The sequence below is a fragment of the Bacillus sp. FSL W8-0102 genome (assembly GCF_038007225.1).
GTDB lineage: Bacteria > Bacillota > Bacilli > Bacillales > DSM-4216 > Bacillus_O > Bacillus_O smithii.
Window position 1 is genome coordinate 3,564,985 of the sequence record NZ_JBBOWT010000001.1, and the last position, 26,348, is coordinate 3,591,332.

Annotated in this window: 19 protein-coding genes and 2 pseudogenes; 2 read left to right on the top strand and 19 right to left on the bottom strand. The window is 42.3% G+C overall.

Translation table 11 applies throughout. The annotated features are described in order from the left end of the window. Positions 1-81 precede the first annotated feature (81 nt). The 15 genes and pseudogenes from N1I87_RS16910 to N1I87_RS16980 all read right to left on the bottom strand — a co-directional run bounded on the left by N1I87_RS16910 (position 82) and on the right by N1I87_RS16980 (position 17,934). Positions 82-948: a class II fructose-bisphosphate aldolase gene (locus tag N1I87_RS16910; RefSeq protein ID WP_341103037.1), complete on the bottom strand. Its 867-nt coding sequence runs from the start codon at positions 946-948 to the stop codon at positions 82-84. Between the two features lie 172 nt (positions 949-1,120). Next, positions 1,121-1,480, bottom strand: a complete 360-nt coding sequence (locus N1I87_RS16915; RefSeq protein WP_003353370.1) for a response regulator — start codon at positions 1,478-1,480, stop codon at positions 1,121-1,123. A 570-nt stretch (positions 1,481-2,050) separates the two neighbouring features. Beyond that, positions 2,051-3,652, bottom strand: a complete 1,602-nt coding sequence (locus N1I87_RS16920; RefSeq protein ID WP_341103039.1) for a CTP synthase — start codon at positions 3,650-3,652, stop codon at positions 2,051-2,053. 358 nt (positions 3,653-4,010) lie between these two features. Then, positions 4,011-5,387, bottom strand: a complete 1,377-nt coding sequence (locus N1I87_RS16925; protein WP_341100208.1) for an ISLre2 family transposase — start codon at positions 5,385-5,387, stop codon at positions 4,011-4,013. A gap of 194 nt (positions 5,388-5,581) precedes the next feature. Further along, positions 5,582-6,130 (bottom strand): DNA-directed RNA polymerase subunit delta, encoded by a 549-nt coding sequence (rpoE, locus tag N1I87_RS16930; RefSeq protein ID WP_003353372.1) that lies wholly within the window; start codon positions 6,128-6,130, stop codon positions 5,582-5,584. 218 nt (positions 6,131-6,348) lie between these two features. Beyond that, positions 6,349-6,555 carry a hypothetical protein gene (locus tag N1I87_RS16935; protein WP_341103040.1) on the bottom strand — a complete coding sequence of 69 codons (207 nt, stop codon included), beginning with the start codon at positions 6,553-6,555 and terminating at the stop codon, positions 6,349-6,351. A 523-nt stretch (positions 6,556-7,078) separates the two neighbouring features. Next, positions 7,079-8,194: pseudogene (locus tag N1I87_RS16940) on the bottom strand (RNA-guided endonuclease TnpB family protein); the annotation flags it as partial. 17 nt (positions 8,195-8,211) lie between these two features. Then, positions 8,212-8,617 (bottom strand): annotated as a pseudogene (gene tnpA, locus N1I87_RS16945) (IS200/IS605 family transposase). Positions 8,618-8,933: 316 nt separating this feature from the next. Then, the gene (locus N1I87_RS16950) at positions 8,934-10,046 is read right to left on the bottom strand and encodes an RNA-guided endonuclease InsQ/TnpB family protein (protein ID WP_003353586.1); all 1,113 of its coding nucleotides are present in this window, start codon (positions 10,044-10,046) and stop codon (positions 8,934-8,936) included. Positions 10,047-10,057: 11 nt separating this feature from the next. Further along, positions 10,058-10,456, bottom strand: a complete 399-nt coding sequence (tnpA, locus tag N1I87_RS16955) for an IS200/IS605 family transposase (protein WP_003352529.1) — start codon at positions 10,454-10,456, stop codon at positions 10,058-10,060. A gap of 463 nt (positions 10,457-10,919) precedes the next feature. Further along, entirely contained in the window at positions 10,920-12,062 is a 1,143-nt protein-coding gene (locus N1I87_RS16960) for an acyl-CoA dehydrogenase (protein WP_341103042.1), read from the bottom strand. Positions 12,063-12,077: 15 nt separating this feature from the next. Continuing rightward, positions 12,078-13,208, bottom strand: a complete 1,131-nt coding sequence (locus tag N1I87_RS16965) for an acyl-CoA dehydrogenase (protein WP_341103044.1) — start codon at positions 13,206-13,208, stop codon at positions 12,078-12,080. Between the two features lie 90 nt (positions 13,209-13,298). Next, complete coding sequence (locus N1I87_RS16970; RefSeq protein WP_327804583.1) at positions 13,299-14,150, bottom strand: 3-hydroxybutyryl-CoA dehydrogenase; 852 nt, start codon at positions 14,148-14,150, stop codon at positions 13,299-13,301. Positions 14,151-14,434: 284 nt separating this feature from the next. Then, the gene (locus N1I87_RS16975) at positions 14,435-15,622 is read right to left on the bottom strand and encodes an acetyl-CoA C-acetyltransferase (protein WP_270583771.1); all 1,188 of its coding nucleotides are present in this window, start codon (positions 15,620-15,622) and stop codon (positions 14,435-14,437) included. A 185-nt stretch (positions 15,623-15,807) separates the two neighbouring features. Then, positions 15,808-17,934: a (Fe-S)-binding protein gene (locus N1I87_RS16980; protein ID WP_341103046.1), complete on the bottom strand. Its 2,127-nt coding sequence runs from the start codon at positions 17,932-17,934 to the stop codon at positions 15,808-15,810. Between the two features lie 315 nt (positions 17,935-18,249). On the opposite strand from N1I87_RS16980, the gene cls reads away from it, so the two are divergent. Then, positions 18,250-19,452: a cardiolipin synthase gene (gene cls, locus N1I87_RS16985; RefSeq protein ID WP_003353384.1), complete on the top strand. Its 1,203-nt coding sequence runs from the start codon at positions 18,250-18,252 to the stop codon at positions 19,450-19,452. 185 nt (positions 19,453-19,637) lie between these two features. Here cls and argS read toward each other — a convergent pair whose 3' ends face one another. From argS to speE, 4 genes are all read right to left on the bottom strand, one after another. Further along, complete coding sequence (argS, locus tag N1I87_RS16990) at positions 19,638-21,308, bottom strand: arginine--tRNA ligase (RefSeq protein ID WP_341103049.1); 1,671 nt, start codon at positions 21,306-21,308, stop codon at positions 19,638-19,640. Continuing rightward, the gene (locus N1I87_RS16995) at positions 21,305-21,823 is read right to left on the bottom strand and encodes a DUF1934 domain-containing protein (protein WP_341103051.1); all 519 of its coding nucleotides are present in this window, start codon (positions 21,821-21,823) and stop codon (positions 21,305-21,307) included. The genes argS and N1I87_RS16995 overlap by 4 nt, the downstream gene beginning before the upstream one ends. Positions 21,824-22,171: 348 nt before the next feature. Further along, a complete protein-coding gene (gene speB / locus N1I87_RS17000) occupies positions 22,172-23,041 on the bottom strand; it encodes an agmatinase (protein ID WP_003353387.1) in 870 nt (289 codons plus the stop codon). Positions 23,042-23,067: 26 nt separating this feature from the next. Beyond that, positions 23,068-23,898: a spermidine synthase gene (speE, locus tag N1I87_RS17005; RefSeq protein WP_003353388.1), complete on the bottom strand. Its 831-nt coding sequence runs from the start codon at positions 23,896-23,898 to the stop codon at positions 23,068-23,070. Between the two features lie 332 nt (positions 23,899-24,230). Here speE and N1I87_RS17010 point away from each other — a divergent pair, with 332 nt between their 5' ends. Then, on the top strand, positions 24,231-26,288 hold the full coding sequence (locus N1I87_RS17010) for a transglycosylase domain-containing protein (protein WP_341103053.1): 2,058 nt from the start codon (positions 24,231-24,233) through the stop codon (positions 26,286-26,288). Positions 26,289-26,348: the final 60 nt, after the last annotated feature.

Sequence of the window (26,348 nt, forward strand, 5' to 3'; positions counted from 1 at the left end):
CTCTTCCATTATTTTCAATTGAGTAATGTACGGAAACCGCCCTATTAAGATAAGGCGGTTTCAAACTGACTATTCATGATTTTAAAATGCTTTTCCTGAAGAACCAAATTCGCGAATTTTGCCGATAACCGTTTCTTTAATGGTTTCGCGAGCCGGTCCCAAGTATTTACGTGGATCGTACAAATCCGGTTTTTCTGCAAGAACTTGGCGAACAGTTTTTGCAGAAGCTATTTGGTTTTCTGTATTTACGTTAATTTTAGCAGTGCCAAGAGAAATGGCTTTTTGAATATCTTTTGTTGGAATTCCTGTACCACCATGAAGCACGAGCGGAACTCCTGTTAAATCTCTTATTTCTTTCATACGGTCAAAACCAAGTTTCGGTTCTCCTTTGTACGGACCATGAACAGATCCCAGTGCAGGAGCAAAGCAGTCTACACCCGTTTCTTTCACAAGACGATCGCATTCAGAAGGAATAGCGTACATTGCTTCTGCCTCTTCAACAACAAGGTCATCTTCTTGTCCACCAATGCGGCCAAGTTCCGCTTCAACGGATACACCAAAAAGATGGGCAAGTTCCACTACTTTTTTCGTCAGCGCAATGTTTTCTTCAAGAGGGTAGTGGGAACCGTCAAACATAACGGAAGTGAAACCAGCATGAATCGCTTTTGCGCATGTTTCAAAGCTGGAACCATGGTCAAGATGGATAGCCACTGGCACCGTAATTTGATATTCTTCCATCAATGCTTTAACCATGTTTACAACCAATTTAAATCCGCCCATGTAGCGAGCTGCGCCTTCAGAAACTCCAAGAATAACAGGAGATTTTTCTTCTTCAGCTGCTTGTAGAATCGCTTGGGTGAATTCTAAGTTGTTAATATTGAATTGACCCACAGCATATCCTTCATCTTTAGCTTTGTTAAGCATTTCAGTCATGGAAACTAAAGGCATAATTTTTCCTCCTTAACTCATTCCCTGGAAGTTTAATCGGCAAAGGACCCTCCCTTACCTAAACCAACGGATGGAATTTACATTGATTATGATACCAAATTCATATCTTTTTTACCAACATGGGTACGTTTTCACAAAAAAAATTCTCCACTTGTTCAAATATACCCCGAAATTAAGAAATATATTGCTTAACGGCATTGCGTATATCATCAATGTCAAACGGCTTTGCGAAATGTGTGAGAACTCCCAATTCTTTTGCCTCTTGAATCATATCCAGTTCTCCATAAGCGGTCATAATAATCACCCTGATATCCGGGTCTTTTTGTTTCATTCTTTTGAGTATTTCAATGCCATCCATTCCGGGAATTTTCATATCCAACAACACTAAATCAGGAGAATACCGGTCGACAATTTCAAGAGCTTGTGCGCCATTGGAGGCTTGGTACGTTTCATACCCTTCTTTTTGCAAGACTTCGTTCAACAAAATTCTAATCCCAAATTGATCGTCGACGATTAATATTTTCTCTGCCATATGGATCCCACCCCTTACAATGGTTTGAATTCGTACCGGTATGTATATTGATGCCCCATCCCAACTAAATAAACAATGAAACATGAACAGCGAAAGAGGTACCTCCTCCTATCCTGAACCACATCTATCTCTCTAAATCAAAACTATACTTCTCTTTTTTACGATTAAATTCCTTCTTTCTGGAGATGTTTAAAACCATAATTTTGCCATATTGTATTATAAAAGTAGATTTTAAACAAAAAAATATCCTCCACAAAATTAAGGCCCTTTTTCACGTTTCATTTTCCATTCATTCCATCCGTTTGTCTGCGACCTTCTGAAAGGATGAATGGCCCATTCACTCAAAAAGGAAACATAATCCATAATCGTGCTGATTGACTGTTTGAAAACGATCCAAAAAAACAAAACTTCTGTGCAGAAGCGGCTAACCAATTTCTGCACAGAAGTTCGATTGACCATCATTCTATTGATCTTTTTAAAAAGCCTTGTCCTCTTTCAACGATTTCATGTCAAATGATAGATGTGTTTTTCCACACATTCATTTGATCTATATCTGAATAAGATACTTTCTTATGCTTGATTTTCTATAGCGGCTTTTACAAAGTCACGGAACAACGGCTGCGGACGAGTAGGTCTTGAAGTAAATTCAGGATGGAATTGGCTGGCGACAAACCAAGGATGATCTTTTAATTCGATGATTTCAACCAAACGTCCATCCGGACTTGTACCGGAAAAAACAAAACCATGTTTTTCCATTTGTTCCCGATATTCGTTATTAAATTCATATCGATGGCGATGACGCTCATAAATGACTTCTTCTTTATACGCTTCATACGCTTTTGTCCCTTCCGAAAGCTTGCAAGGATACAATCCAAGCCGTAAAGTTCCGCCAAGATCCACTACATCCTTTTGTTCCGGAAGCAAATCAATAATCGGATATTTTGTATCAGGACGAATTTCAGAAGAATGAGCTCCTTCCAATCCCAGTACATTTCTAGCAAATTCCACCGACGCCAGCTGCATGCCAAGGCAGATGCCCAAGAATGGAACCCGATTCTCTCGGGCATATTGGATGGCAACGATCTTTCCTTCAATTCCCCGATCGCCAAATCCGCCCGGAACTAAAATTCCATCTGCCTCTTTGAGCAAATCGGATACATTTTCCGAGTTCACATGTTCCGAATTGACCCATTGAATTTCAATTTCTGAATCAAAAGCGTACCCGGCATGTCTTAAGGCCTCAACAACGGAAATATAAGCGTCTTGAAGTTCCACATATTTTCCGACCAAAGCTATCTTTGTTTTCCGCGATAAGTTTCTCACGCGGTCGACAAGTTCTTTCCATTCCGTCATATCCGCTTCATGACATTGCAATTTCAAATGTTGGCAAACAATTTCATCTAGTTTTTGTTCTTGAAGAGCGAGCGGAACGGCATACAATGTATCGGCATCTCTTGACTCAATGACAGCTTTTGGATCTATATCGCAAAACAAAGCAATTTTATCTTTCATTTCTTGGGATATCGGCATTTCTGTACGCACGACAATCACATTTGGCTGAATGCCGAGGCTGCGCAATTCTTTTACGCTATGTTGGGTCGGCTTCGTTTTCATTTCACCGGCTGCCTTTATATAAGGAATCAACGTACAATGGATGTACATCACATTGTCACGCCCAACATCATTTTTAATTTGACGGATTGCCTCTAAAAATGGCAGCGACTCAATATCGCCGACTGTTCCGCCAATTTCTGTGATCACCACATCCGCGTTCGTCGTTTTTCCTGCCCGAAATACCCGATCTTTAATTTCATTCGTTATATGGGGGATCACTTGCACCGTTCCGCCTAAGTATTCACCGCGTCTTTCTTTTCTTAATACAGCCGAATACACTTTCCCGGTTGTAACGTTGCTGTATTTATTTAAATTAATATCAATAAAACGTTCATAATGCCCAAGGTCAAGATCCGTTTCCGCTCCATCATCCGTAACAAACACTTCTCCATGCTGATATGGACTCATTGTACCTGGGTCCACATTGATATACGGATCAAATTTTTGAATCGTCACATTTAATCCTCGGTTTTTTAAAAGCCTGCCTAAAGATGCAGCCGTAATTCCTTTTCCCAAAGAAGAAACCACACCGCCAGTTACAAATATATATTTTGTCAATTTAGTTCCCCCTTCATAATGTTCGCTGATATCTGAAACAACTGTTGTATATAATGTTCCTTAGTTTTTTGGGTAAAATACAAAAACGCCCCTCTTACCTATGAACAGTAAGGGAGCGTTCTTTCTTCTTTATATACAAAAAAGTTTTTATAGAGCCCAGATAACATACTACAATTCTCATTAAAAGAAGTCAAGCGCAGAATTATAATTGAGTCAGTCAAGATTTTGTGGGAACTTTTTTGGTTCGCTAAAAAACAGGTGTAAGTCATAGGTTAGCGAACCATTTTTTTAAATTTCATCCGTAAGCGCTTTCGGACTCTCATCCCTTGCCATGACAGACCGATATGTATACCTTTTTTTACCATCCCTTGAGTTCAGACAGGGCATGATAGATCGGTGTCCCGGACGATTGCTGTAAATATGGCACGTTATTCCGCGTGATCTCCGGCCAAAGACGGCGGACGCGTTGTTTCGCCTTGTTCACGATCGTCTGTTTGGTGGATGCCGTCGACACCGTTTCCTCCGCCGGATGCGACGATTCTTCTCCTAAACGACGTCCGAAAAGACGAATCCCATCCATCCGGGCAATCATTGCCTTGAAAAACGCCCTGAGTCCCTTGTCTGTCCAACTGCGGCGGTATTTCACCCGATACGCCAGCTGGCTCATCACGCTTTCAGCCCTCCCCATCGGATACATGCCCGTTGTGTCCACTCCTTGCTCCTTCAGCCATTCCCGGTAATCACGGATGCATCCCGGCATCGATTCGATCCGGTGGATCAAGGCAGCCAGCTGTTGTTCTTTCGCTTCGTCCCCCAGCGTGCCGAGGGCGCTGTTCAGTTCCACAAGCAGCTTCTCTTCATCCTGCTTCGCCAGCTTTTGCCGAATCGCCTGCCACCGTGGATGGCCCGAGAGGCATTGGCGCAACTCACGCGCCACGTGGAATCGATCCAATTGGAAGCAGACCCGTCCCTTGAAATACTCCCGGCACGCGGTAATCCATGGAGCGCCGTCCCCGTTGATGACAAGAAGATCCCGACACGGATCATAGGCATATTCATTTATCAAAAATTCCTCGAAGCCTTCCCACACCTCCCCCTTGCCCTCATGGACGTAATGGCGCTGATTGACAAATTCGATCCGTGAGCCGTTGCGCTTCCACCCTTCGTGAACGGTTAGGATCTTGTCTTCCTTGGCCCGTTTTCCCTTCCCTTGGCGAGAAACAAACAGTCCATCGGCCTCCACAAACAGCACCCGTCCATATCGCTGGTTGACCGGGCAGTGCAGCGGAGCTTCAGCTTCGAGCACCAACTGGCGGATCGCCTCATGGCTCATCACCGGATACCCGACCATCTGGGCAAGCGTACGAGCCGCTTTGCGATAAGAAGAGCACTCCACCGCCAATCCCACCGCTGTTTCTTCTAGACAAGGGCTGATTGACTGCGATCCATCAAACGCTAAAAAGGAATCAAGCAAAAACGTGTAACGGTTTTGTTCCCGGTCTAAATAGTAGTTCCGCTCAAAGGTAACTTCGCCAAACAGGGTTTGAATCGTGATGCGTCGTTTGTCTTTCAAGTGGTACCGGCGCTTGTCCCGGGTTTCCGCCAATTGTCGGTCGATGTCCTCCAACAAAGCCGTAAACAGTTCGGCGAAGGCGTTTTGCAAGGCTCGAAACAAATCAAGTTCGATCTCTTTCCATGACAACGAATTTGTGGTAAGATGTTGTTGAATATTCATGGGACTCTCTCCTCCTGTTTGATGGTTTGGCAATGATCATCTTACCAGGGAGAGAGTCCTTTTTTCATGTTTCCTGCTTGGGATCCTACCGCGCTTCGCTTGGTGGCCCCGATGAGGGGGATTGCGAACCTACGTTCCCAACCCCCTCATCGGGGAATTCTAAGAATTTCTCCCACAAACATTTTACTCACACATTATAATTCCTTTTCTTTGTCAATAGTGTCTAAATCCTCGTCCAATTCGTCTTCGTCCAAATCATAGTCTTCATCCAGAAGATCGTCATCAAAATCTTCTTCTTCATCCAAATCGTCAAAATCCTCTTCGTCATCCAGATCTTCTACTTCGTCGAGGCTGTCATCAAAATCATCCAGATCTTCGAAATCATCATCCTCCACCGTATCATCGTAATCTTCGAGTTCATCTTCCACCGCTTTTTTCGCCTTTTTCTTTCGTACTTTCACCGTCGGAGCGGTTTCTTCTTCAATTTGATCAATTGGATACCACGCTCTTAACCCCCATTGGTTTTCACCTAAGGCAAGAAAACGACCGTCAATATTTAAATCCGTATAAAACTGAACCATTTTATCCTGAATTTCTTCATCGGACAACTCTAATATTTTTTGAATTTCGTTCAGTAATTGTTGGAATGGAATGGCTTGTTTTTTGTTTTCTAGAATGGCAAAGGCCAGCTCAATAAAAGACATTTCATTTAACTCATCTTTCGACAACTGTTCAAGATTCACTGTTCGCACTTCCTTTCTCTATTTCCACACTCTATAAGGAGCGAAAAAAACAAAATGTTGATCCATTCGGGTGCTTCCTGCTCAAGAGCACATAAAGAACACGGATTAAAACCCGGCCTTTTCTTATGCTGAAATTACGCTCTGTACATTATTGAACACTAGAATACATATTTTCCATTATAAACAATAATGCTTTGTTTATGCCATATATAATCCGCTTATTCACTCATTTTTTCACTCTTATAAGAAGTTCCCCAGATGCTCACATTCATTTTCTTCCGATCTTTTGTTTTCTCTCGATAAGCAGCCGTCAGGAAAAAAATAGATAAAAACAAAAAAGGAACAGCTCCCAATTGTTTTTCATAAAGAAAGGAGGAGACAGCTACAAAGAAACCGATTGCGACCCATCTTCGCAAAATTTTCATCGCTCCACGCCCCAAGTTATCTTTCGCTGTATTATTATAGCGCGAATATTCTTCATATACTACTCCCTACTGCAGCTTCAGCAAAAGAGAGGGACCCCTCTTTTGATCAACACTTGACGTACTTGGTCCCGTCTTTCGAAGAGATGAGCAAAATATTGAAATGTCTTATGAATGATCAGAAACCGACCGGCCTTTCCATCCGTACGACAAAATTGATTTCATCCTTTCCTCTTCTTCTTTTAACACCCTTTCGTTCCAAATGAAAGGGTGGTTTGTAAAAAAGACAGATATTCACAATTTATGTTTATGTCTTGGACAGACGAAATTGATTTGGTTTTTTACAATACGCAGTTTTTTATCGGAAAGAATACACAGAAACCTGCCAAATCTTTTTGCTCTTTCCTTGTTCCAACGTTTGTGAACTACCCGCCACCTTCGCTTCGCTTAGAGGTGAGGGCTTCTAAGGTAATCGCACCTAACGGTACGAAATTTACTTAGCTATCGAGCCTGTTCCATGCTCTATTTATGATGATGCTAATGCCAACAGTCGCAATCCTTCACGCTTGATATTGATAGAAGCATTCCAATCTCTATCTGCTACAAAACCACAATCACAATGGAATATGCGCTCAGAAAGAGATAGAGACTCCTTTACTCGACCGCAACATGAACAAGTTTTGGATGATGGAAACCACTTATCTATTTTGATAAGCTTTTTCCCTTGCTCCTCTAACTTGTATTGGAGAAATTTCGTGAACATGCCCCATGCATGATCAGCAACGCTTTTGCCGAAATTGAGTGCTTGGGACATTCCCTTCATGTTGAGGTCTTCGATAACCACGCAATCATATAGTTTCGCTAATTTGTGCGATTCCTTATGTAGAAAGTCTTTTCGTTGGTTCGCAATTCTTTCATGTAGCTTCGCCACTTTTAGTCGTTGCTTGTGCCAACGATTAGAACCTTTCTTTCTGCGTGATAGAACGTGCTGTTCTTTCGCTAATTTTCCCAAGGCTTGGCGATAGAAACGAGGGTAATTGGCTGTCTTACCTTCTTCACTATCGACAAATAAACCGTTCATGGAAAAATCTAAGCCAACAACAGCTTGTACTTCTTTTTGTACAGGTTGATGTTCGTATTCAGTGAGAATAGAAACATAGTATTTTCCTGTTTTTGTTCGAGAAACCGTACAAGACTTGATGATAGGATGTGACGGAATTTCTCGATGTTGTTTGATTTTTACAAGTTTCAGTTTCGGTAATTTGATATAACCATCCAAAAGCATAATGTTTCCGTTGACCACGTTGGTTGTGTAGGACTGTCTCGCCTTTCGGCTTTTGAACTTCGGAAATTCAGCACGACCAGAGAAGAAGTTTTGGTATGCCTTCTGCAAATTCAGTTGAGCGTTTGCCAACGCAAGGCTGTCTACTTCTTTGAGCCATGGAAATTCCTTTTTGTACTTTGCAGGAGTCGGGAATTTTTTTTGCTTTTTCAAAGCTTCTTTGTCGTCCTTGAATGGTTCATACGTTTCCATTCGTTCAGCCAACATTTTGTTGTAGACGAAACGAACGCAGCCGAAGGTTTTTGTAAGAAGTTGCTCTTGTTCTTGTGTTGGGTACAGACGAAATTTATATGCTTTGTTTGCCGTATCGAATCACCTCACTTCCTCCCTTGATTTTCTATATACTGCTTTATCACTTCAATGGGCGCACCACCTGTTGTAAGTAAGCAAAAGCTTCTTGACCAAAAATACTCTTTCCAAAGTTTTCTTTTCACTTGTGGATAATGCTTTTTGATAAGTCTTAGAACTTGCACTTTTATAGGCATTGATGAACTTTGATAGTTCACTATTCGGATGTGCCTTGAACAAAATATGCACATGGTCAAGATCGTGATTCCATTCGACCAAGGAAATATTGTAATGTTCACCAAGTCGAATAAACATATCTTTTGCACAGTCAGATATGGGGTCATCAATCACTTGTCTGCGATATTTTACGACCAGAACAAGATGATAATACAAAAGGAATACCGAATGATTATTATTATCTAATTCCGTTGATATAACAGTCTTTCATTATATAAATACTGATTATATCGTAATACAAAAAAGAGACAACTTTAGGCTACGCCTAACCGAAATTCATCTCCCACTTTCACTGGTGCTTCCGCACTTTCACGTTTAGAAGTAGGAGACTTCTTTCGGAGGGAAGTTAAATTCACTTGCCATTTCTTTAGTAGTTGTGCGATGAAACTCTTTTGTGAACTACCCTCCACTTACCACCCTTGCGGGTCGCTTGAAGTGGGGGCTTCTCGGGTAATCCTATCTAACGATAAGAAATTGACCGAGCTTACCCTCTCGTTCCGAAAGTTATTATTCTTTATGCTAATATGCGTAATCCTTCATTTTTGATATTGATTGCTGAATTGTGATCACGATCTAATACAAAACCGCAAGAACATTCATATACACGTTTAGATAATGGCATTTCTTTTTCCTTGCCACAACAAGAACATTTCTTAGTAGAAGGGAACCACTTATCGATTTTTACAAGTTGTTTCCCTTGTTCTTTTAGCTTGTATTCTAAGAAAGTAGTGAACATACCCCAGCCATTATCATGAACACTTTTTCCAAAATTGAGGGCTTGAGACATTCCTTTCATGTCTAAGTCCTCAATGATAACTGCGTCATAGGTTGATGCTAATTCTTTTGATTTATGGTGAAGAAAATTCTTGCGTTGATTGGCAATTTTCTCTTGTAACTTTGCTACTTTCAAACGTTGTTTTTCCCAACGTGCAGAACCTTTTTTTCTGCGAGAAAGAATTCGTTGTGCTTTTGCCAGTTTGTCTAATGCTTGTCGATAGTACCGTGGGTAATTGGCTTTCTCACCCTGTTCACTCTCGACATATAGACCGTCCATAGCAAAATCTAAGCCAACTACTTTTTGAATCTTTACTGACTGAATATCTTTCTCGTATTCTGTCAAAATCGAAATATAATATTTACCTGTCTTTGTTTTAGAAATAGTACAAGATTTGATTTTATAATCAGCAGGTATTTCTCTATGTCGGTTCATTTTCATTGGCTTTTTGATTTTTGGTAGTTTGATATGACCATTTTCTAGCTTAATATTGCCGTTGACCATATTGGTTGTGTAAGATTGTTTATTTTTCTTGCTTTTGAATTTAGGAAACTCCGCACGACCTTCAAAAAAGTTCTTATAAGCATTTTGCAAATTGATCTGTGCGTTTGCTAAAGCTAAAGAATCCACTTCTTTTAGGAATGGAAATTCATCTTTGTATTTCGCTGGTGTCGGGAATGCTTGTTGTTTAAGCGTTTCTTTATCGTTTTTGAATTTCTCATACGTTTCCTTACGTTCTTCCAGCATCTTATTGTAGACAAAGCGAACACAACCAAATGTTTTGGCTAATTGGATTTTCTGTTCTTTATTCGGATACAAACGAAATTTGAAGGCTTTGTTTTGTTTGGCCATATCAAATCACCTCACTTCTGACCTTGATTTTCAATGTATTTTTTTATGACTTCTATTGGTGCACCGCCTGTTGTAAGCAGGCAAAAGCTTCTTGACCAAAACATCTCTTTCCATAGTCTTTTTCGGATATGAGGAAAGTTTTTCTTTATCAGTCGAGAACTTGCACTCTTATACGTATTGATGAACTTCGATAATTCAGAATTAGGATGTGCTTTGAATAGGATGTGGATATGATCCTTATCATGATTCCACTCTGTCAAAGTAATGTTGTATTTTTTTCCGATCTCAATGAACATATCTTTTGCAAAATCAGATATTTTATCGGTGAACACTTCTCTGCGATACTTTACAACTAATACAAGATGATAATGTAATAGGAACACTGAATGATTATTACTATCCAATTTCATTGATATATCAATCCTTTTTTATATATAAGACTGATTATATCAAAACCTTTGGCTAAAGCCAACCGAAATTCATCTCCCACCTACTCATTGGGCTACGCCCTGCACATTCCTTGAGGATGGGAGACTTCTTTCGGAAATCCGTTAAAAAAAGGACCGTCCCTCTAATCATCTCATTTCGCCTTTTTTGAATCAGTTGTTCATCTTTTACAGAAGCATGAACTTTTCTTCCTTTCATACGATCGACCGCCTTTTCATCAGGCATAGTTTGTTCTAGTCTTGGCTGCTTTTGACCATTTGCGGTAAAAAAAGTCTGCGCTCCTTTGCGTATTCTGGCGCCCTCTTTGACGGAGACCTTTTGATACTGTGCAAAAAACGCAGAGGAGTCAGACTTCCGACTTCTCGTCCAATTGGGATCATAGTTATTTTATAGGCAAGCTCTTGCCGTTGATATTTTTTTCGATTTTTATTCCTTTGTTAACATTCTAGAGATAACCAGTTTTTGAATTTCTTGTGTTCCTTCATAGATTTGGGTGATTTTAGCATCACGCATAAAGCGTTCCACCGGATAATCTTTTGTAAACCCGTAGCCACCAAAAACTTGAACGGCTTCGATTGTGACTTTCATCGCTGTATCTCCGGCAAAAAGCTTCGACATGGCGGAAGCTTTTCCGTATGGAAGACCTTGCGATTCAAGCCAAGCAGCTTGATAGGTTAATAATCTGGCTGCTTCTACACCGGTTGCCATATCCGCTAATTTAAAAGAAATTCCTTGGTTGGCGATGATCGGCTTGCCAAATTGATGACGCTCTTTCGCATAGGCTATTGCGGCATCCAAAGCGCCTTGAGCAATACCAACCGCCTGAGCGGCAATCCCATTTCTCCCTCCATCCAACGTCATCATGGCAATTTTAAAGCCATCCCCTTCATTTCCAAGAAGATTTTCTTTTGGAACCCGGCAATCTTCAAAAATAATTTCCGTCGTAGGCGAAGAGCGGATTCCCAGCTTTTTTTCTTTTTTGCCAACGGAAAATCCCTCAAATCCGCTTTCCACAATAAACGCACTGATGCCACGGTGCTTCTTTTCCGGTTCCATCATGGCAAAGACGACATATATATCCGCTTCACCGCCGTTCGTGATAAAAATTTTCGACCCATTTAATATGTAGTCATCTCCATCCCGCCGCGCAGTGGTTTTCATTGCACTGGCATCCGATCCAGATCCCGGTTCCGTCAAACCGTATGCTCCGATCTTTCTTCCTTCCGCCATTGGTCTTAAATATTTTTGTTTTTGTTCTTCACTGCCGAATTTATAAATCGGCCAACCGGCAAGAGATGTATGAGCCGAAAGGGTAACGCCAATAGAAGCGTCTACTCTTGACAGCTCTTCTATCGCAATACAGTACGCAAGATAATCACTGCCGATCCCGCCGTATTCTTCCGGCCACGGGATTCCAGCAAGTCCTAATTCTGCCATTTTTTCAAATAAAGTCCGATCAAAACGTTCTTCTTCGTCCCGTTCACTTGCAGTCGGCTCCACTTCCTTTTGGGCGAAATCACGTACTGTTTTTCGAATCATTTCATGCTCTTCCGATAATTGAAAATTCATTTTCAGCACCTCTTCTCACAACCGTTTACTAATGACGATTCTTTGTATTTCATTTGTTCCTTCATAGATTTGGGTGATTTTGGCATCTCGGAAATAGCGCTCAACGGGATGGTCTTTCGAATAGCCCTCCCTCCCGAAGACTTGGATCGCCTCCGTTGTGACTTCCATGGCGATATTGGATGCGAACAGTTTTGCCATGGATGCTTCCTTCTCGCATGGAAGCCCCCGGGAATGCAAAAACGCCGCCCGGTATACTAACAATTTTGCCGCTTCCACATTCGTTGCCATATCCGCCAATCGAAAGTTCACGCCTTGCTCGGAGATGGACGATTCCCCCGTTGACCGCTGCTCTTTGACATAGGAGACCGCTTTTTCCAAGGCAGCTTCCGCAATTCCCAACGCTTGGGCCGCAATGCCGATGCGTCCGGCATTGAGATTGGTGATTGCCACCTTAAATCCCTCGCCTTCCTTTCCAAGTAAGTTTTCCGCTGACACTTTCATGTCTTCGAACGTCAATTGAACGGTTCGAGAGCCGTGAAGCCCCATTTTCCGTTCGTCTTTTCCTATATGAAAACCGGGAGTCTCCCTTTCAACGATAAAAGCGGAAATCCCTTTTCTTCCTGCTTCAGGATTAGTGGAGGCAAACACAATATATGTATTCGCCTCCCCTCCGTTCGTTATAAATATCTTTGAACCGTTTATAATATAGTGATCCCCTCGTTTGACCGCTCTCGTCCTTAAACTAGCCGCATCTGAACCGGAACCTGGCTCGGTCAGGCAAAAAGCTCCCAAATACTCTCCCTTTGCCAACTTCGGAATATACTTATGTTTTTGTTGAGGAGTTCCAAAATGCAAAATGGGATTCGTGCCAACGGACGTATGAACGGATAAAATAACTCCAATGGTTGCGCTGACTTTGGACAGCTCCTGAATTGCCAAAATATAAGAAATAAAATCCAGTCCGCGACCTCCGTATTCTTCCGGAATAGGAATGCCCATTAGCCCCTTTTTTGCCATTTTGTCTACAATAAGCCTCGGAAACACCCCTTGCTCCATTCGGTCCAAATACGGCTCTATTTCTTCCTTGGCAAAATCATGAACCGCTTTTCGAAACATTACCTGTTCTTCCGTGAAGTGAAGCTTCATCGCTGCCCCCCAAGAAAGTAGTGATGACAGCCTAAACAGCTCTTCCTGCTGTCCCTGTTTTAAACCCCTTTGTCCTTATTCAAACAATATTTAAGAATATTCATAAAATCCTTTTCCCGTTTTTTTGCCTAGCCACCCAGCTTTTACATATTTTCTTAAAAGCGGACATGGACGATATTTATCATCGCCGAACCCTTCATGAAGGGTTTCCATAATATACAAGCAAGTATCAAGTCCGATAAAATCGGCCAACGTAAGCGGTCCCATTGGATGATTCATCCCCAATTTCATCACTTCATCGATGGCTTCTTTTGTTGCGACCCCTTCATATAATGCATAAATGGCTTCATTGATCATCGGCATCAGCACTCGGTTCGAAATAAATCCAGGGAAGTCATTTACTTCAATCGGCACTTTTTGAAGAGATTTGGTCATGGACTCAATGGATTGATACACTTCCTCTGATGTTTGCAATCCGCGAATAATCTCCACAAGCCTCATTACCGGCACCGGATTCATAAAATGCATGCCGATTACTTTTTCCGGCCTATTCGTGGCCGCAGCGATTTCCGTGATCGGCAAGGATGAAGTATTGGAGGCCAAAATGGCGTGCTCCGGCGCATATTTGTCTAATTCGGCAAAAATGCTTTTTTTGACTTCCATATTTTCTACTGCCGCTTCAATGACTAAATCCACATCACCAGCATCTCGAATATCAATCGATTTCCTTAATCGGGAAAGCGTTTGATCTCTCTCCTCATTTGTTATCTTTCCCTTTTCCGCTTGCCGGGCTAAATTTCGGGCAATGACTGCGAAACCCTTGTCTAAAAATTCTTCCTTAATGTCGTTTACGATAACTTGATAGTCGGATTGCGCACAAACTTGTGCGATTCCGGACCCCATTTGGCCGGCGCCGACAACCATGACCGTTTTGATATCCATTCATTTCACCTCAACCATTCATTTGGGAACCATTTGATGCAAGACACTGCCAAATCTTCCTTTTCATTAGGAAGACAGCCTCCGTCTCCTTCACGCCAGCCAAAAAGGCGCAAAAAGGAGTAGCTGCCGGAGGCTTCCTTCTCCGGTTGTCAAAACGGTATCCCCATTGAATTCGTGTAATCTTTTCTATAGAATTTGAATCCCTCGCTTTTAAAGTGAAAATGATATCTGAACCGAATCTGTCCTGACGGAAGGTCCATCAACCAAACAGGTAAAACCACGCTTTATTGTTTGGGAACGTCAATCATAACGGCATCACCTTGACCCCCGCCGCTGCAAATGGCCGCCACTCCTATTCCGCCGCCTCTTCTTCTTAACTCATATGCCAACGTGAGAACTATCCGTGCTCCGCTTGCCCCGATCGGGTGGCCGAGAGCGACCGCTCCGCCGTTGACATTGATTCTATCAAGATCGATCCCGGCTATTTGACTGCTTGCCAGCGCCACTACGGCAAAAGCTTCATTAATCTCAAATAAATCGATGTCATCAATTGATTTTCCGGTTTTTTTCAAAAGCTCATTAATGACCAATCCGGGAGTTTTCGGAAAATTTTCCGCCTCTACCGCCACGGCCTCATGAGCAATAATCCGAGCAAGAATGTTTTTGCCTTCTTTTTCGGCGCGTTCTTCGCTCATCAGAACCAGAGCCGCCGCTCCATCATTGACACCCGGAGCATTTCCCGCTGTGATCGCTCCGTCTCGATCAAAAGCCGGCTTTAATTTGGCCAGCTTCTCAATGGACGTATCTTTACGCGGCGCTTCATCATCGGACACCACCACCGGATCGCCCTTTGGCTGCGGGACTTCGACAGGAACAATTTCCTCGGCAAACTTTCCTTCCTCCATTGCCTTAATGGCCAACTGATGGCTGCGATAAGCCCATCGATCTTGTTCTTCGCGGGAAATGCCCAGTTCTTTTCCTGTCTTGTTTCCGAACGTACCCATATGGACTCCTGAAAAGGCGCACGTTAAGCCATCATAGATCATTAAATCCACCAATTTGTCATCGCCCATTCTCAAGCCGGAACGGACGTTTTGCAAAACGTAAGGAGCATTGGACATCGACTCCATTCCGCCTGCTACCACTACTTCTCCGTCTCCCGCACGAATGATTTGGTCTGCCAATGTGATGCTTCTTATTCCTGATGCGCAGACTTTATTGATCGTTTCCGTTTTGACGTTCCAAGGAATTCCCGCTTTTCTCGCGGCCTGTCTGGACGGAAGCTGCCCCTGTCCCCCTTGAAGAACGGTCCCGATGATCACCTCATCGACTTCCGCCGGTTGAACATTGGCTCGAAGCATCGCTTCTTTCATCGCGACCGCTCCAAGTTCGGGAGCCGTTAAGGAACGTAAACTCCCGCCAAGTTTTCCGATCGGCGTCCTCGCTCCCTCAACAATCACTGTTTTCACCATTTTTTCCATCTCCTTTCCCCTCTAAAAGAAACGCTTACACACAAATGAACATTCGCTCAATGTATGGAATAAGGAGAAAGGGACAAGTGCCCCTTATCATCTTTTCTTTATTTTAAATGAAATTCGGATGAAAGGTAAATATATTTTTGAAAATTCAAAATTTAATGCATTATATTGGCTTTTGATCAAGATGAAATTGACATTTCTGCTTCTTTCGGACCAAACACTGCTCTTTCCAGAATTTCAGCAATATCCAGTGTAGCCACTGTCTCTTCCACTTCTTTAGCCTTTGTACCATCAGACAACATCGTCAAACAATAGGGACATCCTGAACTAATCACTGTCGGCCGGACAGCTAACGCTTGTTCAGTGCGAGCCACGTTGATACGTTGACCTGTGTCTTCTTCTGTCCACATCAATCCTCCGCCTGCCCCGCAACACATTCCTGTTTCACGATTGCGCTCCATTTCCACCAATTTTACCCCTTTAATGGACTTCAAAATATCCCGCGGCGGGTCAAAAACATCATTGTAACGGCCCAAATAACAAGAATCATGGAATGTGATCGTTTCATTCACTTCATATTTCGGCCGGAGTTTCCCTTCCTTTACCAGCTTGGCCAGAAGTTCAGTGTGATGATAGACTTCCGCTTTGAATCCAAAATCCGGATACTCATTTTTGAATACATTGTAAGCGTGCGGGTCAATAGTGACGATTTTCCGCACTCCAATCTTTTCAAATTCCGCGATATTTTGTTGAGCCAGCTCTTGGAATAAAAATTCATTTCCAAGGCGGCGTGGTGTATCGCCGGAATTTTTTTCTTTATTTCCGAGAATGGCAAACTTAACGCCCGCTTCATTTAGCAATTTTGCAAAAGACAAAGCAATTTTTTGGCTGCGGTTGTCAAATGAACCCATCGATCCAACCCAGAATAAATACTCGAATTCCTCTCCCGCTTTCTTCATTTCTTTTACAGTCGGAACATGAACATCTTCTTGAGCATCCCGCCAATTTTCTCTATCTTTTCTGTTTAATCCCCACGGATTCCCTTGCCTTTCTATGTTCTGCATAACTCTTTGGGCATCAGGCGCCACTTTCCCTTCTGTTAAAACAAGATAGCGGCGCAAATCAATAATCTTGTCGACATGCTCATTCATCACCGGGCATTGGTCTTCACAATTGCGGCAAGTGGTGCATGCCCAAATTTCTTCTTCCGTGATGACATCGCCTATTAAAGATGGGTTATAGTCTACAGCGGCTGCGGCTTCTATGGACCCTTCGTTTTTCGCGGCCAAAGCAAGCTGATTTCCTTTCGTATTTTGAAAAGCGAACGCCGGCACCCAAGGCTGTTTGGAGGTGACCGAGGCTCCGTAATTCGTTAAATGATCACGAAGTTTGACGATCAAATCCATCGGTGACAACATTTTTCCTGTCCCTGTCGCCGGACACATATTTGTGCATCTTCCGCATTCCACGCAAGCATAAAGATCAACAAGCTGAAGTTGTGTAAAATCTTCAATTTTGCCGACCCCGAACGATTGTTGAGATTCATCTTCAAAATTGATAGGGTGGAGTTTTCCTTTATGGTCCAGCCGATTTAAATACACATTTACGGGACCGGCGATCAAGTGAGCATGTTTAGATTGAGGCACATAAACAAGGAATGTCAGCAGAACGAGCAAGTGAATCCACCAGAAAATATAAAATACGGTGACAGCAGCGGTCTTGCTGATCCCCATTAGAGCCACCGCTATGGCGGAAGCTACCGGCTCGTTCCAAGTCCAGCTAATGGATGGTTCGTGCCAAATGATGTCCATGCCGTTACCCGCCAATACGGATATCATGAGCGATCCAATAAAGAGAAGTACGAGTCCCGCTTTAAAATTTCGTTTTAAACGAACAAGCTTTTCAATATATCGGCGATAAAACGCCCAACCTACCGCAAATAAAATCAGCAAACTGACGATTTCCTGAAAAAAAGTAAAACCTGGATACACCGGACCAAGCGGCAAATGGGACCCCGGGGCAATTCCTTTCCAAATAAAATCGACCGCCCCAAACTGCACAAGAATAAATCCGTAGAAAAAAATCACATGGTATATTCCGCTTTTCTTGTCTTTCAATAATTTTTGCTGGCCGAAAACATAGACCCAAATCTTGTTCAAACGCTCTTTAACACGGTGGTCAAACTCTGTTTTTTTTCCCAGTTTGATGTATTCTATTCGCGTTTTGACCACATAGGCAAACAAATACACAGCGTAAGCAGTGACAAGAATGGCCGCAATCAAATTTACCCATAATAATCCATTCATAACTTCTTCAGCACTCCCTTCCCCTATCTTTGAACAGCTCTTCTTTTCAATTATATTAGAGTAAAAATATATAATTTTCTGAATTTACTTATTTCTATTATATAATGAATGAATGTTCAGTCAATCTTTTTCTCGAACAAACTTTTTCAATCAACCAAAAACGGACAGCGGATCGAGGCTTTCATTCCTGGAATTTTATCTTCAATAACAGGCTAAATGCTTCTTGAAGCAACAAGATCCTTTCATTCTCGCACGTAAAATGGCTAGGAATGGGACAGACTAAAAGATAACGACATTTGGAAAGGGGATGGCTTTATGATATGGATGTGGGCTGTTGGATTGGTTATCGTTCTCATTATTTGGTTGACCATCGATTTTTACTTCGGAAAAAAATGGTTTAGAAAACGCGTCGCGCTGCGAAATTATCCCATACAGACAGGAGATCTTGAATTCATTACGGATGGACAGGATTTTTTCAAACGTTTGTTTAAAGATATAAACGATTCGACCAGTTCTATTGATATCCTCTTTTATATCGTAAAAAACGACGCCCTTAGCGAACATTTTTTAAAGCTTTTAGAGCAAAAAGCGAAAGAAGGAATACAAGTCCGTCTTCTATGCGATTGGGTCGGAAGCTTCGGTTTAAAAAGAAAAAGGATCAAACAGTTAAAAGCCAATGGCGTTCAGTTTGCTTTTTCTAACCGCCCGAAACCTCCTTTTTTCTTTTTTACTTTTCAGCAGCGGAACCACCGCAAAATCACCATCATTGATCAAAAAATTGCTTATATCGGCGGCTTTAATATCGGCGGCGAATACATCGGGAGAAAGCTGCGTTTATCCCCCTGGCGCGACTACCATCTTCGCTTGACAGGCCCTGGCGTCTCAGATCTCCTAAAAGAATTTAGGATGGATTGGCAAGCGGCTGGTGAAAAAAATACGGAACCTGCAGACTCGTCTGTTCCAAATGCAGGAAATGGCGGAATCATGCATCAATTTACCTTTTCGGACGGAGTCGGCCTTGATGAACAATTAGAAAATGAGCTGTTGAAAGCAAAAAAGTCTATATTGATCGGCAGCCCTTACTTTATTCCAACGAAACGCCTTTTAGATGCTTTATTAAAAGCTCTCAAACGAGGCGTCCATGTCTCCGTTATCATCCCTTGTAAAAAAGACCATCCGCTTGTTCGGGAAGCCGCCTATCCTTTTCTTCAACAAATATTGAAAGCAGGAGCAAACGTTTACCAATTTCAAGCCGGTTTCTACCACGCAAAAGCGATCATCATCGATCATGAGAAAGCCATTATCGGAACGGCGAACTTTGACCAAAGAAGCGTCAGCCTGAATTTTGAGTGCGACTGCTTTATTTACAACCCTTCTTTTATCCAAAACGTGATCATGAAAGAGATTCAAGAAGATATACGTCAATCGAAAATCATGACGTATAAAGAAGCCAAAAAATTGGATCCGGCAACCTATGCAAAGGCCATATTGGCTAAAACGCTGCTTCCTTTGCTATAAAATGAGGTGTTCAGCTTCTTCTTTCCATGAAAAAAGGGGGATCCCCCCCTATTGCATGAAAGGCTCCCTCTATTCCTCCAGTTTTGGCCCGTTTTTTGGACGAAATCTGTTTCTTCCGAAAAAACGCCTCGAGGAATGGGCAAGCCGAATGAAAAAGCAAAAAATGTTCTTGAATCGGTTTTTTCTTACATTTTTTCCGGTGCAGAAACACCGATCAAGCTTAATGCATTTTTAAGCGTTATTTGAACGGCTTTTACTAAAGAAAGTCGAGCCTTGGATAAAGAAAGATGATCTTGATCCAAAACTTTATTGGCATTGTAAAAGCTGTGGAAAGCAGAAGCCAACTCTTGAATGTAATTAGCTACCCGGTGTGGTGTCCGCTTTTCTGCTGCGTCAGCGATAACTAGTGGAAAATCTCCTAGTTTTTTCAATAAATCAATTTCTTTTTCCGTTCCAAGCAACGATAAATCTACTTGATCATCAATAGAAATTTGCTGTTCTTCCGCTTGCCGCAAAATGCTGCAAATGCGCGCATGAGCGTATTGTGCATAATAAACCGGGTTTTCATTAGACTGAGAAACGGCAAGATCCAAATCAAAATCCATATGAGTGTCCCCGCTTCTCATCGCAAAAAAGTAACGAACCGCATCCAGACCCACTTCTTCAATCAGTTCACGCATCGTGACCGCTTTTCCGGTACGTTTGCTCATTTTCATCTTCTCGCCGTTTTTGTATAAATGAACAAGCTGTATAATTTCTACTTCCAGATTCTCTGCATTAAAGCCAAGCGCCGAGATCGCTGCCTTCATTCTCGGAATATAGCCGTGGTGGTCCGCTCCCCAAATATTGATCACTTTATCAAACCCGCGTTCGAATTTATCGCGGTGATACGCGATATCCGGTGTTAAATATGTGTAAGAACCGTCGCTTTTAATGAGTACACGATCTTTGTCATCGCCAAAAGCGGTAGAGCGAAACCAAAGAGCACCGTCTTTTTCATATGTGTAGCCGCTTTTGCGCAACACTTCCAACGCTTCATCGATTTTTCCATTTTTATAAAGAGATGTTTCCGAATACCAAACATCGAAAGATACACGGAAGTTTTCTAAATCTTTTTTCAGTTTTTCCATTTCATATTTCAAGCCGTATTCTCTGAAAAATTGATAGCGTTCTTGCTCGTCTACATGAAGATATCGATCCCCGAACTCTTCTGCTAAACGTTTCCCGATCTGGACGATATCTTCTCCATAATAGCCGTCTTCCGGCAAATCTTTATCTTTTCCGAGCGCCTGAAAATAACGAGCCTCCACGGAAAGGGCAAGATTATGGATTTGGTTTCCGGCATCATTAATATAATACTCGCGCGTCACTTCATAACCGGCTTTTTCCATTACGTTGCACAATGAATCGCCGACTGCCGCCCCGCGAGCATGTCCAAGATGTAAATCGCCTGTTGGGTTAGCCGATACAAATTCCACTTGAATTTTTTGTCCAGCTCCCGCGTTGGACTCGCCGTAGCGGTCTTTCGCCTCTAAAATGGCCGGAATCAACTTTGTTAAATAATGATGATCCATAAAAAAATTAATAAAACCCGGTCCGGCAATTTCGATTTCTTTTACCGATGCCTGGGAACGATCGAATTGATTCTTAATTTCATCCGCAATTTGGCGAGGCGGCTTTTTCGCGATTCGAGCCAACTGCATCGCAATATTGGTCGAATAGTCGCCGTGCGCTTTATCTTTTGGAGTTTCTAACACAATAGCCGGCAACTCTTCCTCCGCTGCCAGCCCCGCTTTTAACACAGCCGCTTTAATTTCCGATTTCAACTGTTCCTGAATCTTTCCTACGATATTCATACATTCTTTACCTCCTCAAACGTGATGGTCAAGGAATATATTCCGAGGAACTTTCCTTGCATAAATAAATCGTATGTCAAAGCCAAACGGCCGTTCAACGGCTTCTCGCTGTATGTATATCGATCCATGTTCCGGGTGATCGTATTTAATAACAGTGTACCATAAGGGCTGTCGTAAGAACCGCTCATCGGGTGATTTTTATCGAAAACAAGCCTGGATTTTACCGCTCCATTTCTTAAAATGACGGCTTCTTCACCTGACATCTTTACAATCGTTCTAACGGTCCCTTCTTCTTGGACTTCCGTATATTTTAAGTAAACGGATCCGCCTTTTTCAAAGTATTCCCCAAATAAAACCAGTTCAAATTCTTCCTTTTCCTCATCGTTCGTAATCACTGTAGACAGATGAATTTTGACTGTTCTTTTTTGGTCGATCGAATCCGCCAAACCCTCCACATCCCTTTCAAAAAGACTCATTCCATTTATTTGCATCTTTAAATCAATGTCAACGGTCATGTTGAGAGGCACCTTTTAACCCGCTTGGGACAATATTCTGGAAAGTGCAATGACTCGTTTTCACTTTTTCGGTGCCGTGCCCAATGTTTTCATTCCTGTTCAATCAAACTAAAAAAACCGTTCCGTTTTTCGTTCACTATAACTTTATCATTATAAGAGGGATTTCTTCAAAAGGCAATGTAGGGAGGAGTCTTTAAAAAATTTTTCCACATCTTTTCTAACTAAAAGCTTGCTTAACGGAATCAAATTTTATAAAAAAAAGACCTGCCCGAAAACGGCTTAGCCGGAAAGTTGTCCTTCTCCCAGCCGTCTTGAGCAGATCCTTTTATATATAAGCCAAAATGATGATTAAAACCAGCCCAACAGCATTTCGCGAATCAATTTGCTGGCTGTATTAGCCGTTTGCTCAGAATGGTCGTACACTGGCGCCACCTCGACAAGGTCGGCTCCCACCACTTGAACTTCGGAACGGCTGATTTCCAAAATGGATGCGAGCAATTCTTTTGAAGTAATCCCACCGCAATCTACCGTTCCGGTTCCCGGAGCGTGGGCCGGATCCAGCACATCGATATCAATCGTCACATAAACCGGCCGGCCTTTTAATCGTGGCAAAATCTCTTTTAAAGGTTCAAGAACTTCAAATTTGGCAATGTACATACCATTTTCTTTCGCCCATTGAAATTCTTCTTTCATTCCGGAGCGTATGCCAAACGAAAATACATTCTCAGGACCGATCAATTCAGCTACTTTTCGAATCGGAGTCGCATGGGATAAAGGCTCTCCTTCATAATCCGTCCGCAAATCCGTATGGGCATCCATATGAATCACCGCCAAATTTGGATAGCGCTTATAGACGGATTTAATGACCGGCCACGACACGAGATGCTCTCCCCCCATTCCCAGAGGAGATTTCCCGTCTGCCAGCAATTGGTCAATATACTCTTCGATTATTTTTAAGCTTCTTTCTGCATTCCCGAAAGGAAGGGGGATATCGCCGGCGTCAAAATAGCGGATTTCCTTTAGTTCTCTGTCCAAATAAGGGCTGTATTCCTCAAGTCCAATCGACACTTCCCGAATCCGGGCCGGCCCGAACCTGGAACCGGGCCGGTAACTGACCGTCCAATCCATCGGCATACCGTATATGACGACTGAACTTTCCTCGTAATTTGGATGGCTGCCAATAAACACATTTCCCGAGTAAGCTTCGTCAAAGCGCATGTTTCAAGACCTCCCTGTGGCACCTCTTATTTTGTCAAATCTTGCACAAATTTTGGCAAAACAAATGCTGCTTTATGAATTTCTTTCGTATAGTATTTTGTTTCAATATCAAGAAATTGTTCATCAGGCACCGCAAGTGGGTCATATTTTTTCGAACCGATGGTAAATGACCATAAACCACTTGGATACGTCGGGATATTGGCAAGATATAATCTCGTAATCGGGAAAATTTCCTTTACGTCCTTCTGAACTTTGCGGATTAAATCGGCTTTGAACCAAGGATTATCGGTTTGTGCGACAAAAATACCGTCCTCTTTCAGCGCTTTGGAAATTCCGGCGTAAAAGCCTTTTGTAAATAAATTGACTGCCGGTCCAACCGGTTCCGTTGAATCAACCATGATGACATCGTATTCATTTTCACTTTGTGCGATATGCATAAAACCGTCGTCGACTTTTACTTCCACTCGTTCATCTTCCAACCCGGATGCAATCTCCGGCAAGTATTTCTTGGAATACTCAATGACCTTGCCATCGATATCGACTAAAGTCGCTTTTTTCACATTCGGATGCTTGAGTACTTCGCGGATTACACCGCCGTCTCCTCCACCCACGACCAGAACGTTTTCCGGGTTTGGATGAGTAAACAACGGAACATGCGCCACCATTTCATGATACACAAATTCGTCTCGTTGAGTGGTCATCACCATTCCGTCGAGAAGAAGCATGTTTCCCCACTCTTCCGTTTCAACCATTTCCAAGTATTGGAAGTCCGTTTTCTCTGTATGTAAAGTCCGTTTGACCTTCATCGTAATCCCAAAGTTTTCCGTCTGCTTTTCAGTAAACCAAAGTCCAGCCATTAACCTGCTTCCTTTCATTTTAAATTTGTTCTAAACTTTTTCAGCCATTTTTCTCATGAAACGATAGATTTTATCCATCGTTTAGCTTATTAGAATTCCCCATTCTTATCAAATTTACAAGATGGGAGTTTTCTGATTAAAAGAGTGGAAAAACAATAAATCCTAAAAGAAAAAACCAAACATGTCAATCAGTATATTGGAAACTGCCAAAATTTCAAGAGTTTTTTTCTGCCTATGCCGCTCCTTTCACCTGCCGATGTTTAAAAAGCTGACTTTTTTTTCATACTAAAAAATGAGAGAAAACTGCTTTTATATACAAGCGGGGTGAAAATATGGAAATTATCACAAATTCAAGATCCAGTAAAACCGTGAAATACTTTCGAGCTTTCTTCTTTATTTCCCTGCTTTTATTGATATTATTTTCGGCCGGAGTTCTCGCCATATTCTCCTATGCAAAACTTTTAGGACCTCCGCCGCTGTCAGTTCCTCAATCTACTCTTCTGTATGCGGACGACGGAACGTTAATAGGAGAATCCAACCGCGGAGAAAAACGATATTGGGTGAAAATAGAGGACATTTCTCCTTACCTCCTCGATGCCACCGTTTCGATAGAGGATCAAAAGTTTTACGAACATCATGGATTTGATTTAAAAAGAATTGCCGGAGCCGCTTTGGCTGATGTAAAAGCGATGTCCAAAGTTCAGGGAGCCAGCACCATTTCCCAGCAGTATGCCCGCAATTTATTTCTTCATCACGACAAAACGTGGAACCGAAAATTGTTGGAAGCATTTTATACGATCCGCTTGGAAATGAATTACACAAAAAAACAGATTTTAGAAGGATATGTGAACACCATTTATTATGGCCACGGCGCATATGGGATTGAAGCAGCCAGCAAATTTTATTTCAATAAAGATGCGAAAGACCTTTCTCTCGCGGAAGCCAGTATGCTGGCCGGCATTCCTAAAGGCCCCAGCATCTACTCGCCGCTTATTTCTTTTCAAAAAGCGAAAGAACGTCAATTATTAATTTTGCGCAAAATGGAGAAAGACGGCTATATTACTGCCAAACAACGCCAGCAGGCAGAAAAAGAGAAACTAACGATTGTCGGAAAACAAACGGATCCGAAAACCAATATAGCCCCTTATTTTCAAGATGTCGTCAAACAAAAGCTGAAAACGGATTTGGGCTTGGACGATCGAACGATTGAATTCGGCGGGCTTCGAGTCTATACAACCTTAAATTTAAAACAACAAAAACTGGCAGAAAAAGTAATCCAAAATCAAATCTCTCCAAACTCTCAAATACAGGTAGGGCTCGTGGCAATGGAACCGAAAACCGGCTACGTCACCGCGCTTGTCGGAGGGCGCGATTATGAACAAAGCCCTTTCAATCGTGCTGTGCAAGCCATCCGGCAGCCGGGATCCACTATGAAGCCCTTTCTCTACTATGCTGCTTTGGAGCACGGCTTTACGCCTGCCACAACGTTAAGAAGCGAATATACTGTTTTTCATTACAACCATGGTCAAAACACCTACACACCGCATAATTTTAACGACCAGTATGCCAACCGTGAAATTACGATGGCACAAGCTTTAGCTGTATCGGACAATATTTACGCCGTCAAAACCAATATTTTTCTTAAACCGAAAACATTGATCGAAACGGCCAAAAAATTCGGGATTACAACCCCGTTGGAAAATGTTCCTTCTTTGGCACTTGGGACTTCCGGGGTCAAATTAATCGAAATGGTGAACGCCTACTCGATGTTTGCCAACGGAGGGAAACAAATCGAGCCCGTTTTTATCAAAAGAGTAGAAGATGCCCACGGAAATGTGATTTATGATAATCACCCTTTGCAAAAGCAAATATTGGATAAACGTCTCGCTTTTGTGATGACCCATATGATGACGGGCATGTTTGATAAAAAATTAAACGGCTACGCAACGGTCACAGGAGCATCAATGCTGAAAGATCTGACAAGACCTTATGCCGGCAAATCAGGCTCGACTTCCGCCGATCATTGGATGATCGGCTTCTCCCCTCAGCTGACAACAGGGATATGGACGGGATACGATAACGGAAAAGAAATAACATTAACAGAGGACAAGAAACTCGCGAAAAAAATTTGGGCCGCTTTTATGGAAAAATCGTTAAAAGGGCAGCCTAAGAAATCATTCAAACCACCAAAAGGAGTGAAAGCGGTCGCCATCAATCCGCTGAACGGAAAACTGGCAACCAAAGACTGCCCCGTTTCCGTAAAGACTTATTTTGTTGCCGGAACCGAGCCGACCGAATATTGTACGGAACACTTGAAGAAAAAAGATCATTCAAATCCAACCAAAAAGAAAGAAGAAAAAAATTGGTTTCAAAGGTTGTTTGGCTTGTAACCAAACGGCCTGCCAACAGAAAAAGCCCGGAATCTGTCTACCGGGTTTTTTCGTGTCTTC

What these genes read in the sequence shown, in the direction of transcription:
- N1I87_RS16935 (WP_341103040.1), bottom strand. Translation starts at nt 6,555, where the DNA reads ATGAAAATTTTGCGAAGATGGGTCGCAATCGGTTTCTTTGTAGCTGTC.
- tnpA (WP_003352529.1), bottom strand. Translation starts at nt 10,456, where the DNA reads ATGAAATTGGATAGTAATAATCATTCAGTGTTCCTATTACATTATCAT.
- speE (WP_003353388.1), bottom strand. Translation starts at nt 23,898, where the DNA reads ATGGCTGGACTTTGGTTTACTGAAAAGCAGACGGAAAACTTTGGGATT.
- cls (WP_003353384.1), top strand. Translation starts at nt 18,250, where the DNA reads ATGATATGGATGTGGGCTGTTGGATTGGTTATCGTTCTCATTATTTGG.
- N1I87_RS16925 (WP_341100208.1), bottom strand. Translation starts at nt 5,387, where the DNA reads ATGAATATTCAACAACATCTTACCACAAATTCGTTGTCATGGAAAGAG.
- N1I87_RS16975 (WP_270583771.1), bottom strand. Translation starts at nt 15,622, where the DNA reads ATGGTGAAAACAGTGATTGTTGAGGGAGCGAGGACGCCGATCGGAAAA.
- N1I87_RS17010 (WP_341103053.1), top strand. Translation starts at nt 24,231, where the DNA reads ATGGAAATTATCACAAATTCAAGATCCAGTAAAACCGTGAAATACTTT.
- N1I87_RS16995 (WP_341103051.1), bottom strand. Translation starts at nt 21,823, where the DNA reads ATGACCGTTGACATTGATTTAAAGATGCAAATAAATGGAATGAGTCTT.
- N1I87_RS16910 (WP_341103037.1), bottom strand. Translation starts at nt 948, where the DNA reads ATGCCTTTAGTTTCCATGACTGAAATGCTTAACAAAGCTAAAGATGAA.
- N1I87_RS16960 (WP_341103042.1), bottom strand. Translation starts at nt 12,062, where the DNA reads ATGAATTTTCAATTATCGGAAGAGCATGAAATGATTCGAAAAACAGTA.
- N1I87_RS16950 (WP_003353586.1), bottom strand. Translation starts at nt 10,046, where the DNA reads ATGGCCAAACAAAACAAAGCCTTCAAATTTCGTTTGTATCCGAATAAA.
- N1I87_RS16915 (WP_003353370.1), bottom strand. Translation starts at nt 1,480, where the DNA reads ATGGCAGAGAAAATATTAATCGTCGACGATCAATTTGGGATTAGAATT.
- N1I87_RS16965 (WP_341103044.1), bottom strand. Translation starts at nt 13,208, where the DNA reads ATGAAGCTTCACTTCACGGAAGAACAGGTAATGTTTCGAAAAGCGGTT.
- N1I87_RS16980 (WP_341103046.1), bottom strand. Translation starts at nt 17,934, where the DNA reads ATGAATGGATTATTATGGGTAAATTTGATTGCGGCCATTCTTGTCACT.
- argS (WP_341103049.1), bottom strand. Translation starts at nt 21,308, where the DNA reads ATGAATATCGTAGGAAAGATTCAGGAACAGTTGAAATCGGAAATTAAA.
- N1I87_RS16970 (WP_327804583.1), bottom strand. Translation starts at nt 14,150, where the DNA reads ATGGATATCAAAACGGTCATGGTTGTCGGCGCCGGCCAAATGGGGTCC.
- speB (WP_003353387.1), bottom strand. Translation starts at nt 23,041, where the DNA reads ATGCGCTTTGACGAAGCTTACTCGGGAAATGTGTTTATTGGCAGCCAT.